This is a genomic window from Kitasatospora sp. NPDC003701 (genome assembly GCF_053587085.1).
The window spans coordinates 40,752-54,250 of the sequence record NZ_JBSFNM010000063.1 but is presented as its reverse complement, the minus strand read 5'-3'; the positions used below and the strand labels follow the sequence as shown (position 1 = coordinate 54,250).

The 13,499-nt window shown below is 71.3% G+C and carries 10 protein-coding genes and 1 pseudogene; 5 read left to right on the top strand and 6 right to left on the bottom strand.

All coding sequences use genetic code 11. The features are described from left to right. Positions 1 to 168 (top strand): annotated as a pseudogene (locus ACWDRR_RS36870) (IS5 family transposase); the annotation flags it as partial. Positions 169 to 182: 14 nt separating this feature from the next. On the opposite strand, the gene ACWDRR_RS36865 reads toward ACWDRR_RS36870, so the two are convergent. Together ACWDRR_RS36865 and ACWDRR_RS36860 are read right to left on the bottom strand one after the other, a co-directional pair. Further along, entirely contained in the window at positions 183 to 650 is a 468-nt protein-coding gene (locus tag ACWDRR_RS36865) for a hypothetical protein (RefSeq protein WP_449776642.1), read from the bottom strand. A gap of 465 nt (positions 651 to 1,115) precedes the next feature. Then, positions 1,116 to 1,568: a hypothetical protein gene (locus ACWDRR_RS36860; RefSeq protein ID WP_449776641.1), complete on the bottom strand. Its 453-nt coding sequence runs from the start codon at positions 1,566 to 1,568 to the stop codon at positions 1,116 to 1,118. 1,384 nt (positions 1,569 to 2,952) lie between these two features. Between ACWDRR_RS36860 and ACWDRR_RS36855 the strand changes: the two genes are divergently transcribed. Continuing rightward, positions 2,953 to 4,044: an alpha/beta hydrolase gene (locus tag ACWDRR_RS36855; protein WP_449776640.1), complete on the top strand. Its 1,092-nt coding sequence runs from the start codon at positions 2,953 to 2,955 to the stop codon at positions 4,042 to 4,044. Between the two features lie 69 nt (positions 4,045 to 4,113). On the opposite strand, the gene ACWDRR_RS36850 is transcribed toward ACWDRR_RS36855, so the two are convergent. Together ACWDRR_RS36850 and ACWDRR_RS36845 are read right to left on the bottom strand one after the other, a co-directional pair. Then, the gene (locus ACWDRR_RS36850; protein WP_449776639.1) at positions 4,114 to 5,715 is read right to left on the bottom strand and encodes a hypothetical protein; all 1,602 of its coding nucleotides are present in this window, start codon (positions 5,713 to 5,715) and stop codon (positions 4,114 to 4,116) included. Between the two features lie 1,145 nt (positions 5,716 to 6,860). After that, entirely contained in the window at positions 6,861 to 7,457 is a 597-nt protein-coding gene (locus ACWDRR_RS36845; RefSeq protein WP_449776638.1) for a TetR-like C-terminal domain-containing protein, read from the bottom strand. 100 nt (positions 7,458 to 7,557) lie between these two features. Here ACWDRR_RS36845 and ACWDRR_RS36840 point away from each other — a divergent pair, with 100 nt between their 5' ends. Continuing rightward, on the top strand, positions 7,558 to 8,778 hold the full coding sequence (locus tag ACWDRR_RS36840) for an alpha/beta hydrolase family protein (protein WP_449776637.1): 1,221 nt from the start codon (positions 7,558 to 7,560) through the stop codon (positions 8,776 to 8,778). Between the two features lie 665 nt (positions 8,779 to 9,443). Here ACWDRR_RS36840 and ACWDRR_RS36835 read toward each other — a convergent pair. Beyond that, complete coding sequence (locus ACWDRR_RS36835) at positions 9,444 to 9,815, bottom strand: hypothetical protein (protein WP_449776636.1); 372 nt, start codon at positions 9,813 to 9,815, stop codon at positions 9,444 to 9,446. Positions 9,816 to 10,207: 392 nt separating this feature from the next. Between ACWDRR_RS36835 and ACWDRR_RS36830 the strand changes: the two genes are divergently transcribed. After that, positions 10,208 to 11,317 carry a mechanosensitive ion channel family protein gene (locus ACWDRR_RS36830; RefSeq protein ID WP_449776635.1) on the top strand — a complete coding sequence of 370 codons (1,110 nt, stop codon included), beginning with the start codon at positions 10,208 to 10,210 and terminating at the stop codon, positions 11,315 to 11,317. A gap of 244 nt (positions 11,318 to 11,561) precedes the next feature. Continuing rightward, positions 11,562 to 12,401, top strand: a complete 840-nt coding sequence (locus tag ACWDRR_RS36825) for a DUF4190 domain-containing protein (RefSeq protein ID WP_449776634.1) — start codon at positions 11,562 to 11,564, stop codon at positions 12,399 to 12,401. Between the two features lie 753 nt (positions 12,402 to 13,154). On the opposite strand, the gene ACWDRR_RS36820 is transcribed toward ACWDRR_RS36825, so the two are convergent. After that, positions 13,155 to 13,475 carry a hypothetical protein gene (locus ACWDRR_RS36820; protein WP_449776633.1) on the bottom strand — a complete coding sequence of 107 codons (321 nt, stop codon included), beginning with the start codon at positions 13,473 to 13,475 and terminating at the stop codon, positions 13,155 to 13,157. Positions 13,476 to 13,499: the final 24 nt, after the last annotated feature.

The following is a 13,499-nucleotide window of genomic DNA, read 5'->3' as shown; positions in this document are numbered from 1 at the left end:
CGCGTGCGCCTTCCCGCCGGCCGGCCTCGCACCCGGCCCGGCGCGGTCGCCGCGGACAAGGCCTACTCGTCCCGCGCCAACCGCGCCTACCTGCGAAAACGCGGGATCAAGGCTGTCATCCCGGAGAAGATGGACCAGGCTGCCAGCCGGAAACGGAACGGCAGCAGGGCGTCACACAGGCCCTAGCAGCGCAGGCCGGTTCCGCCGCCGTTGGCGCGACTCAGGACCTCGTCGTTCCCGTTGCGGTAGAAGAAGAAGCCGTACACGTCGATGCAGGTGCTGCCCGGGGCGTAGACGTACACCGGCCCCGCGTACTTCGTGTAGTACTGCAGCTCGCCGTCCTCCTGCGCCCAGCCGGATTGGCTGGTGGTCTTGATGGCGACCTTGATCTTTGAGAAGTCCTTCGCCTGCGCGTCGTCGCCTCGCGCGACGGCGCAGTTCTTGCCGGTGCTGCTGCTGTAGTAGGTGTCGATCCAGCCCACCCGGCGGCCGTTCTGGTCATCGACGATCGGGTACTGCTTCAGCGAACCGTACGAGCTGCCGCAGAGGTTCACCTGGGGGTATGCGGTGGCCGTGCCGGCGGTGCCGATCACGAGGCCGGCCAGTGCTGCGGAGATCGTCAGTGCCGATACAACTCGTCTATTTCGCATGATGGTTCAGACCTTTCGTCGTAAGGCTTCGTGTTGCTGGATATGCGGTGGTCCCAGTGCCATCGCTAGGCGTGCGGCGTAGACGCCCATCACATGTCCCGATGGCTCTGCGGTGGGACTCGTGCCGTACCGGTTGCCCCCGGCGTCGTAGGGCAGGCGGTTTACGGTCTCAGGAGGGCCGCAGGGCGAGCCGGGGCAGGCTCCTCGGCGGAAGCGGCACGGGGCCGCGAGGTACTGGTGGGGCGTTCGAGTGGCTGCCCGTCGGCAGTGCGTGGGCGATGCGTGTTCGGATCGCCGCCCCCGCCCGTGCCGGCTTCGGGCATCTGGAGGCGTTCTCCATCGAGGTCGAGCACGCGATCCCGCACCGCCGCTCGCAGTTCACCCGACCTCATGCTGTCGGCTCCCGGGTGCCCCGGCAGGTGGCGGCCGGCCCGGCTCCAGCGGGCCTGGCTGCCCGGCCGTGGTTCAGCCGCAGTGCTTGGAGCTGTACACCTCCAGCCCGTTTCCGGTGAACTCGTTGTACGACAGCTCCCCGGCGAAGTCGATGCAGGACCCCATTGCGTACACATATACCGGCCCCGCGTAGCTGGTGTAGTTCTGGCCGGGGCCGTCCTGGATCCAGTTGGAGTCGCCGGAGCGCCGAATGGCGACACCGATCAGGTGCTGGCCGGTGACCGTCGCGTCATTTCCGCGGGCGATCGCGCAGTTGTGCCCGTTCCCGGAGTGGTAGTAAATGTCGATGAATCCGACCAGCCCGGCCATGTGATTGTCGGTGATGTTCCAGCTCTGCTTGAAGTTGTATCCGCTCCCGCACTTGTTGACCCGGGGGTAGGCTTGGGCCGTGCCTGCGGAGAGGCCGACGAAGCCTCCGGCGAGGACCGTGGCCGCGAGGATCGTCGCGAGATGCTTCTTGATCATGGAGGGCTCCTTCGTCGCGTGCCGCGGTTGCTGCGGGCCAGTACCGCCGGGCGACCGTCCCCGCAGGGCGGGTGCGGCCCGGAGGTCCCGGCGTATCGCGTCGCGGGTTCCGACGAGTTGTCCGATTTCCCGGTGGAGCTCCCACAGTGGGGGCATATGTGATTGTCCATCTATAGAACTGGGTCGCGGCCCAGGTGAACAGCGGACAACCCGGATTGGCCGTGGACACGGCAGAGGCAGGCAGCGGGGAGCGCCAGACGCCCCCGCTTGAGCCCTGGCCAGCTGATATCGGCTCCGGCCGACCCTGCGATTGTCCGCGAGGCGTTGCTACCGGCCGCGGACAATCGCCCGACCACACAGGGGAGTTCGCTGCGGCGAGGTGGCGAAGCGCGCTGCCACCGTGCGCCTGGGCGAGCCGCAGCGCGGGCTGAACGCTCAGGACGTGTTCCGCCGGCCGCTGTCCCTCGTCGAGGGCGATGGCTTCCCGGAACCGGCGGAGTTCCCTGACCTGTTTCCCCGGCCGGGGAGTCCTCGGTACGGGCGCAGGCCAGGTCGTTGAGGATGTCTGCCCTGGGCCGCACAGCCGGGTCCTGTGACAGGCCCGGGCGGCGTCGCGCGGGCTCCCCGTGGCCGTGATGACGACCAGATCGGCCTCGGCGAGCCGCTCCGGGCGGTTGGTCGTGTCGCCGTACGGTACGGGCCGTCTGTTCCCGGGGCGGGGTCGGTCGTGCCGGGGAGCCGGTGGGGGCTGTCCCGGTGGTCCCAGGTGTCTCAGCCCGCCGGGTGTGCCTGTTCATTGGGAAGATCCCGGACTGTTTCCCGTGGCGGTGGCGCTGCGCCGTACGGGCTGGGGCGGCGCTGGGACTTGGGGGCCGCGCCTGCCACTGACCTGTCTCGCGGAAGTTCGACGGTGTCTCATCGGAGTTCGGCGGGCTGCCGTGGTGAGACTCGGAGGGATCGGCGGATGCCGGCGGGGGCCGTCCGAGCGGCATCGAGGATGTCTGCGTGGCCCGGGTTGGCGATCGACGGGTTCGCGTGGATGTGGCCGATGCCGGCCGGGGGCTCGCCGGTCTGGTCGGGGCCTGCCGGCGTGCGCCGCGCCTGCGCCCTCGCCGGATCGACGGCATCCCCGGAATGCTGGGGGCAGTGCCTGACGCTGTGGGGGACCGGTGCCGCTCTCGGGCCGGTCGGTTGCCGTTGTGTCGAGGTGACCGAACCGCCTCGACGTCGCGACGGCGACGTCGGGAAGGATCGACGTGGCGTGCGTATCCGTCCGGCCGGACACGATTCCCGGGGTCTCGGACGGCGTCAGGTACTCGGATGCTCCTCACCCTGTCTCTGGGGACCGGCCCGGGTCGGTCACCCCGATTCCGAAGGAACGTTGATGAGTTCATTCCTGCCCGGCCGGAGCCTGCGGGCCTGGGGGGTCGCCGTCGCCGCGGTCGTCGTGCTGTTGGCTCCGTCCGTGATCTCCGCGCACGCGGACCCGCCGATCCCGTCGATCCCACCGGTTCTGACGGACGGCCACGGTCTGACCCAGGTCGGCGCGACCGGCACCGGCACCAACTTCGTGATCACCGTGACCACGGCCCAGGTCGCCAAGCAGCACCCAATCAAGATCATCCTGCCGAGTGACTACTGGGCGCAGCCGACCAAGCGCTACCCGGTGCTGTACTTCCTCCACGGCTCACCGGACAGCCCGGTCAACCAGACCTATCCGGCGCTGAGCGGTTCCACGTCGATGATCACGGTCATCCCGGACGGCGGCCCGAGGGGCTGGTACGCCAACTGGCGTGACCAGAACACCGCAGCCGGCGCCCAGAACTGGGAAACCTTCCATCTCGACCAAGTGATCCCCTTCATCGACGACAACCTGCGCACCGTCGCGACCAAGCAGGGCCGCGCCGTCGCGGGTATTTCGATGGGCGGCTTCGGTGCCGTGCGCTACGCCCAGCGCCACCCCGAACTGTTCAGCCAGGTCGCCTCGCTGTCGGGGGGCCTCGACCTGTCGGCGGCCTCGATGGACCTGAGGCTGGCCATCGTCGCCTCGCTCACCAACGCCCCCGGCGGCTTCTGCGGCGCCTTCTCGTCCGCCGGGGGTGACTGCACCGGAAGCTACACGCCCGCCGTGTCGAGCGACGCCCTGTTCGGCTCGCCCTACCCGGTGTTCAACATCGACCGGCTGTGGAACGAGGCCGACCCCGCCTCCCACATGGCCAGGCTGGCGGGCATCGGCATCTCGATCTACACCGGCAGCGGCGGCGGGAACCCGCTCGCCCCGGAGTTCTGGATCGAGGGAGCGAACAAGCACGCCAGGGACAGCCTGAACGCCCTCGGCATGCCCTACTACTACGTGGGCTACGGCGACGGGGCCGGCTGGGGCACCCGGTGCAACGGCGACCACAACGCCGGCTGCTGGGCCCAGGACCTGGTGGACTACATCCCCCGCCTGGAAAGGGCCTTCGCCGCCACCTGACCGGAGCGCGCGGTCCGATGGCGCCGGCCGCCTGCGGGGGCCGGCGCCGCCCCGGCCGGGCCGGTGGTGTCAGTCGTGGACCCAGAACTCGATGGACAGGGGCGGGACGGTGACGGTGAGGGCGGTGCCCGTCTTGGCGCCGATGCCGAGCATGTTGGTGGAGGGGCCGTAGCGGTAGCCCCGGAAGGTACCGGTGGTCTGGGTGTCGATGGTGAAGGTGTAGTTCGCGGTGCCGCGGTTGGTGACGACGAAGACGGGTTTGCCGCCGGGGGTCTTCCAGGCCATGATGCGCTGGTTGGGCCGGTAGGTGATGCCGCCGGGGGTTGTGGTGCCGTTCGGGTGGGTCTTGAGGCCGCCGTCGGCCTCGGTGGGGTGGGGTTCTTCGACGTTGTAGCGCACGGAGTCCCAGGGCATGAACCTCACGAAGCCGGCGACGGCGTTCCAGTTGCGGGGGTTCCACGTCCAGTCGCCGGGCTGGAGGCCGGGGAAGCGGCTGTCCACGGGCGCGCCCGTGGGCCGCCAGGTACCGAGGCCGTAGTTCTCGGACAGGGAATCGGTGCTGGGCTTGAGGGCGTGCAGCCACCACCAGGTGGGGGAGTTCTGGAAGGTCATCCAGTTCATGATCGACTGGGCGGTGTTGAGGGTGTCCTGGTCGGTCACCGGGCCGTGGCCCGACAGGTACTCGAACTCGTTGTTGAAGACGGGCCTGAAGGCGACGCCGCTGCCGGTGTAGTTCTCGGTGATCTGGGTGTTGCTGTCCGCGCCGATCTTGTGCCAGGTCCAGGCGTCGATGTACTGCATGGTGGTGGCGGAGTTCTTGAGGACCGCGCCTCGGTTGTTCCACCATCCGCTGATGCTGGTCGCGTGGATCTTCGCGTCGGGGTGGTTCGCGCGGATCTTGGGGGCGACGATGTCGAAGACGTCCCGGTACTGCTCGTCGGTGTACTTGCAACTGCTGTAGCTGGCACCCTGGTTGGGTTCGTTCTGCAGGCTCCACCAGGAGATCTGCAGCCTCGGCGGCGAGGTCGGGGTCTCCCTCGAGTTTTCGACCAGGTAGTTCAGGTCGGCGACCATGGCGTCGCCCATGGCGGCGACTTCGGCCGGGGCGAAGGAGGCGAGGGTCGCGTTCTTGTTCGGTCCGCCCCCGAGTTGCCCGTTGCTCTTCCAGTGGGGGGCGGGGGACCAGTATTCGACGCCGAGGCCCTCGATGCCCGCGTCCTGGACCATCTTGGCCAGCTTCTTGGTCTGGTCCGGGTAGCGGTCCTGGAAGCGCTTGCCGTCGGTGGTGACGCCGCGGTGGTAGAGGCCCATGGCGAGTCGGCAGTAGCGGAAGCCGCGGTCGGTGCGGCCGGCCTTGAGCATGTCGTTGATGAAGCGGGTGTAGGCGGCGGCGGTCAGGTCGAGGGGGACGCCGCTGACCAGGCTGTCGTCGGTGGGGCCGTCGTTGGAGCCGATGGAGTCGGACTGGATCTCGAAGCCGAGGCCGAGGATCGTCTGCCGCTTCGCCCCGTTGTCGTTGAAGGCGATGACGTAGCTGCCACTGGTGTCGTCGTCGACGGCGTGCGCGCGGGCGGGGACGAGGATCTGGGGCAGGGAGGCGGCTGCGCCGGCGATGGCGGCGCCGCGCAGGACGGAGCGGCGGCTGATGGCGTGCGGCTCGGGTCTGGTCATGGTCTTCCTTCATGGGGGCGGCTCGGCCGGGGGTGGGGCCGGTTTCCGGGGTGGGGGCTGGGGACGGGGCCGGGGCATGGCGGTGTGATGGATGGGTCTTCTTGTGCGGTGGACCGCGGCCGGTGCGGGCCCCGGTGGGTGCGGGGCCCGGTCGGCTGCGGCCCGGTGTCGGCGCCGCGTCCGGAGTCGTGCCGCGAAACATATGCGATATACGAAATTGACGCCAGAGGTGTTGCCGTTTCGTGGCTCGGGGATCGCGTGCCCGTCGAGGCTTCGTGCTCCGGGGGCCTGGTGGGCCGCCGTGCCGTGTGGGGGTGTTGCGGGGCCTGGTGGGCGCCGGTGACCGAGTGCCCGGTGGCGGTGGTTCCGGGGCTGGTGGGCAGGCGGTTCGGCCCCGGGCGTGCAGTGGCGTGGTGTGAGGCAGGGGGAGGGTGCGGAGGTCGAGGCCTCCCTGGAGGCCCGGGGGCGGTCGGCGCCAGGCGGGTTCGGGGTGTTCGGCCAGGAACCGTACGGCCTCGACTGCGATCCTCGCCCCCGGCGGCGAGGATGCTGCCGGTCGTCCTGCCCTCGGGTTCGTCCATGTGGGCGGCGGGGGCCGCGCCGACAGGGGCGGGGCGCCCGGTCCTGTGGTGGCTGTCCCGTCCGGGCTGTTCGCTCCCGTCGCCAGCGCGCTCGGATCCTGCTGCCGGTCGGCGTGGTGGCAGGCCTACCGCGCGTCGGCGACCGCTCCCGCGCCGGCCTTCCGCGCGCCGGACTTCCCGCCGGGTCCGTCCGGGTCGAACCGGGCGGCCGATGGTCCTGGTCCTGACTGTTCTCGGTGTTCGTCTGCGCGGACGGGGTGGTGAACACCTGTTCCGGGGTGTTGTCGACCGCCCGGTTGCGCGGCCGGGCGCGGGTGCCTTTGCGTGAGCCGTGCTCGGCGGGCTGGTGCAGTCATCGCGGGCCGGTTCGTGGGGTTCGCACGGTCGCGTCGCCGGTGGACCGTTGGCACGGACCCCGCCGGCAAGGAGCTCCCCGATGCGTTGCCCGGTGGGGAACCGCGTGATGTCCGGCGGTTCCCCCGGATTCCGTTCGGGTGTCCGGCTGTACATCGTCCGGGCGATGGCGATCGGCGGGTGGGCGGTTGTGTCCGCGCCGACGGTGTGTCAGTCGGTGGCGGGGTCGGTGTGTGTGTCGTGGAGGAGTCTGTCGACGAGGAGCTCGGGGTAGCCGGTGGTGGGTGGGTCGATGCCGAAGATCGCTCGTAGATAGAACGGTGCGACGAGCTGGTCGAGGATCTGTTCCAGGGCTGGTGGGTTCTCGCCGCGCGCGGTGGCGCGGTGGCGGATCTGTTCGATGGAGTGCATCCGGCGTCGGAAGTGCTGAGCTCGTTCGTCGGGGGTCCGGGTGCTGTTGGGCATGGAGAGGATGACGGCGCGTACGAGGGCGCGTCCTTCGGGTGTGCGGATGCTCGCGGCGCTGGCGTGGGCCCAGGCGAGGAGGTCGCCGCGCAGGGTGCCGGTGTCGGCCAGCGGCGAGTCGCGTTCGAGGCGGCTGGTGACCGTGTCGGCCAGGAGTGTGTGGAGGCTGCCCCAGCGCCGGTAGACGCTGGTGTGGTTCACGCCGGCGCGTTGCGCGATCGCGGGGATGTTGAGGTCTTCGCCCTCCGGGTCGCAGAGGAGGTCGATGACGGCCTGGTGGACGGCCGCGCGGACCTGTTCGGGGCTCTTGCGGATGCGTGGGGTCGGTTGCTTCTGGGTCACCCCCACATCGTAAGCACAGATGTTTGCTTCGAGAGTCCGGTGGGGCTACAGTTTCCGTCGTAAGCACAGATCCGTGCTTAACCGTCTTGGGGAGTGTCCGATGAAGCAGCTGCTGTTCCCGAACAACATCCAGTTCTGGTACGAGACCCTGCGGTCGATGAGTCACATCGCCTACGGCGGGGCCGACTTCGGCGAGGTCGTCGCCACCGGCGAGCGCATCACCGAGGGCGACTACGCCAGCTGGTACACCGAGTGGCTGGCCACCGCCGACCGGGTGTCCGGCCAGGCCGAGAAGGCGCTGGCGGCCGGTCACCGGGTGAGTGCCCGGGACGGGTTCCTGCGGGCGTCGAACTACTACCGGTCGGCCGAGTTCTTCCTCCACGGCCACCCCTGCGACCCGCGTCACGACCACGCCTACGACCGCAGCGTGGCCTGCTTCCGAGCGGCGGCCGCGCTGTTCACCCCGATCATCGAGCCGGTCGAGATCCCGTACGAGGGCACCACCCTGCCGGGCTACCTGTACCGCGTCGACGACTCCGGGACCCCGCGGCCGACGCTGATCATGCACAACGGCTTCGACGGCACCGCGGAGGAGCTGCACTTCTTCGGGGCGATGGCCGGCGTCGAGCGCGGCTACACCGTACTGGTCTTCGACGGCCCCGGCATGCCCGGTCCGCGCCACCACCAGGGCCTGGTGTTCCGCCCCGACTGGGAGAACGTCATCACCCCCGTCGTGGACTTCGCCGAGACCCTCCCGGACGTCGACAACACCCGCATCGCGCTCCTCGGCATCAGCATGGGCGGGATCCTCGCCCCCAGGGCCGCCGCGTTCGAGCACCGGCTGGCCGCGCTGATCGCCGTCGACGGCCTCTACGACCTCGGCCAGACCTCCGTCCGCAACATCCCCGGCACCCGCGAGGAGGCCGAGCGGCTGCTGCGCGCGCGGTCCGCCCCCGAACTCGACGCCGCCCTCGAACAGATCATGGCCGAGGACCCCATCGCCCGCTGGGCGATCAACCACGGCATGTACGTCATGGGCGTCGACACCCCCCGGGCCTTCAACGCCTCCTACCTCGACTACACCCTCGCCGGCGGCATCGCCGAGCGGATCCAGTGCCCCACCCTCGTCTGCGACGCCGAGGAGGACATGTTCTTCAAGGGCCAGCCCGAACAGCTCTACGACCACCTCACCTGCCCCAAGACCCTGATGGTGTTCACCGCCGAGGAAGGCGCCGGCGCCCACTGCCACCCCGGCGCGATGCGCCTGACCCAGGCCCGCGTCTACGACTGGCTCGACGACACCCTCAAGGCGGCCTCCTGAGGAGCCGACGCCCCGGCGCCGCGACGGTGGCCCGTCCGCGGACCGTCCGCCCAGTGTCGTTCCCGCCGGGGCACGCCACGCGCCGGAAGCCGGAAGGCCGCCACCAGGCGAGGCCTTCCAGTTCTTCCTCAGGGCCCCGGCGGCCTACCGCCGGGCGGGCGACAGCGGCCCCGGACGGGACGGCCCCGCAACGGCAACTCGACTCTGTGTTGGGCGAGTTGCGCGAGCCGGGCCGGCGTCGGTTTCGCCCGGCGAGCCTTGCGGTTGCCGAGCCGGGTGCTCGGCGCAAAGTGCGACACGACGACTTGCTCCTCGTCTCTGGGGCCGGCCCTCCACGGTCTCCACCGGCTCCTTGCGGGGGCGCTCGACGACCGCGTGGCCTCCCGCTCCACGAACGCCGCGAGCGCCGCCGGGGCCCCGCGCGAACCGGTCCGTGCGGGAGGCGCCGGCTTCGCCTCGGCGGCCTCGGCGGCCACCGGCTCGGGGCCCTCGCGCGGCGCCGTCCGGGTATGGCAGGTCCCGCACCGGCCCGGTTCCCGGCCGGCCTTCGGCGCCGCACCGTAGACCGCCGGCGGCGCCGATCAACCCCCACGTGAGCAGGGCGAACGCGTCTCGGCGTGACCGGTGACGGCGGGCCGACCGCCGCCGGTCGTCGACCTTCAGGTCTACCTCTCGGTGTGGACGGCCCGCGACGCGGTGTTGCGCTCCCGTCGCCGGGCGACCGCGCGCCGGGCCAGCGGGTACGTCGGCAGCGCGACCGCGCCGGCCAGCGTGCCGAACAGGAGCGGGGCGTTCCACCAGGGCACCAGATCGACGGAGCGGCCGTCCGGCCAGCGGCAGACGTGCGAGGGCGGGAAGAGCGACTCCTCGATCCGGATGTCCTTGTGCTCGGGTGCCCGGTACTCCACCGGGTCCCATCCGTAGAGCTCGGTGACACAGGCCCGGGTCGGCCGGGTCTCGAAGCCGGACATCATGCCGAGCAACCAGACCACACCCGCCGCCAGCAAGCAGAGCACCACGCCCGCCGTCCTCGCCATGCCCGTTCCCCCATTCGATCGTCCGTTCGTACCGGACCTGGAGACGATCATGAAGCTGGATTCGGTTCCCGTTCCCGCGCCCCCACCCTCCGTCCGCCCGCCGCGGGTGCGTGCGGTCGTGTCGGCGGGCGGCGAGTCCGGCGGGCGAGCCGAGGCACGAGCGAGGAGCCATCGAGCGGCCCGGGCGCGGCTTCGGCGCACCGACCGCTGCACCGGGGTCCGGTTGTGGTCGTTGTCGGGCCATGGGGCAGGATGACGGTTTGTTCGGAATGCGTACATCCGCTCCAGCGTGGCAGCGCTGAAGACGACCTGACAGGCGACATGGTGACGACACAGCACGTACGGTGGCCGGCGGCCCGTTTCCCCGCCCCCCACGCCGCGGGGGCACGGCGGTGACCCGGGACCTGGTCCTGCACGACTGGGTGGTGGCCGGTATCGCGCTGGCCTGCGGCTGCGCGGCCGCCCTGGTGCTGCGGGCGCTGATGAAGTGGTTGGGCAAGCACGCGGGCAGGACCAGGTGGAGCGGGGACGACATCATCGTCGACGCGCTGCGCACCGTCGTCCCCTGGGCGGCCGTGATCGGCGGGGCCGCGGTGGCCGCTTCGGCCCTGCCGCTCACCGTGCGGATCGGGGAACTGGTCGACCGGTCGCTGACGGCCGTGCTCATCGTCATGGCGACGCTCGGCGCCGCCCGGGTGGTGGCGGGGCTGGTGCAGTCGGTGGCCGCGTCCCGGACGGGCGTCGCGGCGTCCGCGTCCATCTTCGTCAACATCACCCGCGTCGTGGTGCTGTCGATGGGTGTCCTCGTGGCCCTGGAGACCCTCGGGGTGTCCATCGCCCCGCTGGTCACCGCCCTCGGGGTGGGCGGTCTCGCGGTCGCGCTGGCGTTGCAGGACACCCTCGCCAACCTCTTCGCGGGTGTGCACATCCTCGCCTCGAAGACGGTCCAGCCGGGTGACTACATCCGGCTCACCAGCGGGGAGGAGGGGTACGTCGTCGACATCAACTGGCGCAACAGCGTGGTGCGCAACCTGTCGAACAACCTGGTGATCATCCCCAACGGCCGCCTGGCGCGGACGAACATGACGAACTACTCCCAGCCCGAGCAGAAGCTGTCGATCCTGGTCCAGGCCGGGGTCGGTTACGACAGCGACCTGGAGCACGTGGAGCGGGTCACCCTCGAGGTCGTCGACAGCGTGATGGCCGACATCAGCGGTGGTGTGCCCGACCACGAGGCCGCCGTCCGTTTCCACACCTTCGCGGACTCCAGGATCAACTTCACGGTGATCCTGGGCGTCGGCGAGTTCAGCGACCAGTACCGGATCAAGCACGAGTTCATCAAGCGCCTGCACCAGCGGTACCGGACGGAGGGCATCTCGATCCCCGCGCCCACGCGCACGGTCTCGCTGCAGCCGGACGGGGCGGGCGCACCGTCGTCCCCCTCGCCGGTCCCGCACCAGCGGGAAGCCTCGTCCCAGGTGCCGGCGGACCGGCGACGGTAGCCGGCACGGGGCCGGCCGCCGCTCGGGCGGACCCCGTGGCATGTGTGGCGAGTTCCCGGGTCGGATACGTGCGGACCCTCACCCGGGCCCGGCCGTCCGCGCCGTCACTGTCGTGGACCCGCGTGGCGAGCGGCCGGGAGGGTCACGGGGTGGACCGGTGCGGCAGGGGAGGGCGGTGGAGATGTGCCGATCATGTGAATGATACGTTCGTCCGTCCGATCACGGATCACTCGAAGGACCGCACGTGACCACCCAGGCCCCGCCGCCGGAGTCCACCGACCCCTGGCACGCCCCGGCAGCGGACCGCGCCCCAGCACCGGCCGCGCCGTCGCCGGAGCCCGCCCCCGTCCCCTGGCCGCCGTACCCGGTGTCCGGCCCCGAGCCGCGGAACGGGCCGGGCGTCGCGGCGATGGTGCTCGGCATCGTCGGCATGGTGCTGGCGCTCATGGTGGTCCTGTTCTGGCTCGCCTGGCTGCCCGCCCTGGTGGCGGTGGTGCTCGGCGTGCTCGGGCTGCGGCTGTGCCGCCGGGGCGCGGCGACCAACCGGGGCGCGGCGCTGGCCGGGGTGATCCTCGGGGTGCTCGCGCTGCTGGTCTCGGGCGGAGTCGGCACCTTCGTGGGGATGGCGCTCTACCAGTCCGCCCAGGCGGACCGGGCGGAGCAGCAGCGCCGGGCGGCCGACGAGCAGGCCCGTCAGCTGACCTTCGGCCAGAGCTACACCACCGCCGACGGTCTGAAGATCACCGTGGCCAAGCCGGAGACCGGGGCCCCGCGCCTGGGCGTCGTTCCCGCCGAGCCGGGTGTGCGGGCCGTCCGGGTGGTGGTCACGGTGGTCAACACCACGGCCGAGCCGCGCATCATGCACGCCGGCCTGCTCTACCTGAAGGGTCCGCACGGCGACGCCGAGGACCTCTACGAGGGGCCCGGGAGCCACATGTCGATCGACGGCACCCTCCAGCCCGGCGAGCAGGTGGTCGGCAATCGCACCTTCGCGCTGCAGCCCGCCGACGTCGGCCGGGTCCAGGTCGATTTCGTCCCGGACCGCGCCACCTCCCGGCCCGTCCGGTGGACCGGCGCGCTCTGAACCGACGTCAGCGGGCCCGGTCGGCGCGTCGACAGGTAGCCACCGGCCGGTCCGGACGGCTTGCTACGCCCGCTCCACCCCGTGTTCGGCGAGCCGCGCGGGCCGGCCCGGGGCCGGCTTCGTCCGGCGGGCTTTCCCGGTGTTGAGCCGGGTGCCCGGCGCGAAGGGCGACACGAACGCTTGCTCCTCGCCTCCGGGGCGGGCTTCCACGGTCGCCACCGGCTCCTTGTGGGACGTCCCGTACGTCGGGGCCCGTTGCCCCGGCTGACCGGCCGTCGCCGAGCGGCCCGCTCTCGCGGCCGGGGCGAACCGCCGGCTGTACGCCTGCGCGGTGCTCGCCCACCTCGGTCGCGCCGTTCCCCCGCCGCGCTCCGGCGACCGGTGGGAGGACCGGGACGCCACCTCGCGGGTGAGGACCGTGCGCCCGTCAAACCTGTTCCACTTCAACGCCACCGACGACGCCTGCGGAGCGCACGTGGGCGTCTGCGCTGGCGCGGACACCGTCCTGCGCCTCTGCCTGTGCCGGGGCACAGGCACCGACGTCGCGGCGCGCGAGCGCCACCGGGGTACCGGCCGGCGTGAAGCGGCTGCCGGGGCCGGATGATCCTGGCGCCGTGCGGGGCTGCGCGCGCCACCGCGGGGTCCCGGGGCCCGGTCGGCGGCGCGCACAGCGGAAGGGGGCGCCCCCGCGGATACGGTCCGCGGGGGCGCCCCCCTTTCGTGCTCCCTTTCCCGGGTCGGGCGCGGTCGTGCTCAGGACTCGAAGATGATGTCCACCGTCCTGGGCACGAGCCGCGGCCCGAGCCGGGCCAGGACCCGTTCGTCGGACAGCGAGCCCCCGAGGTCGAGGCGGTGCCACGCTGTCGCGGCCGAGGCACCCGAGATCCTCATCTCGAACGCCTCACAGAGGATGTCGAACATGAAGTACGTCTTGCGGGGGGTGCCGTCGTCGGCGCCCAGCTCGCAGGACAGCCACCACAGCGTGTCGAGCGTCGATCCGCTCCGCCTGCCGTGCTCCCGCAGTCGCAGGATGAATGCGCGGCGGTCGAAACCGGGCTCGTGGAACGCGGGCATGATGTGGCTCCTTCCTGTGGTTCC

Bases quoted from the DNA above. Each gene is read 5' to 3' on its own strand.
- ACWDRR_RS36865 (WP_449776642.1), bottom strand. From the start codon at position 650: ATGCGAAATAGACGAGTTGTATCGGCACTGACGATCTCCGCAGCACTG.
- ACWDRR_RS36860 (WP_449776641.1), bottom strand. From the start codon at position 1,568: ATGATCAAGAAGCATCTCGCGACGATCCTCGCGGCCACGGTCCTCGCC.
- ACWDRR_RS36855 (WP_449776640.1), top strand. From the start codon at position 2,953: ATGAGTTCATTCCTGCCCGGCCGGAGCCTGCGGGCCTGGGGGGTCGCC.
- ACWDRR_RS36850 (WP_449776639.1), bottom strand. From the start codon at position 5,715: ATGACCAGACCCGAGCCGCACGCCATCAGCCGCCGCTCCGTCCTGCGC.
- ACWDRR_RS36840 (WP_449776637.1), top strand. From the start codon at position 7,558: ATGAAGCAGCTGCTGTTCCCGAACAACATCCAGTTCTGGTACGAGACC.
- ACWDRR_RS36835 (WP_449776636.1), bottom strand. From the start codon at position 9,815: ATGGCGAGGACGGCGGGCGTGGTGCTCTGCTTGCTGGCGGCGGGTGTG.
- ACWDRR_RS36820 (WP_449776633.1), bottom strand. From the start codon at position 13,475: ATGCCCGCGTTCCACGAGCCCGGTTTCGACCGCCGCGCATTCATCCTG.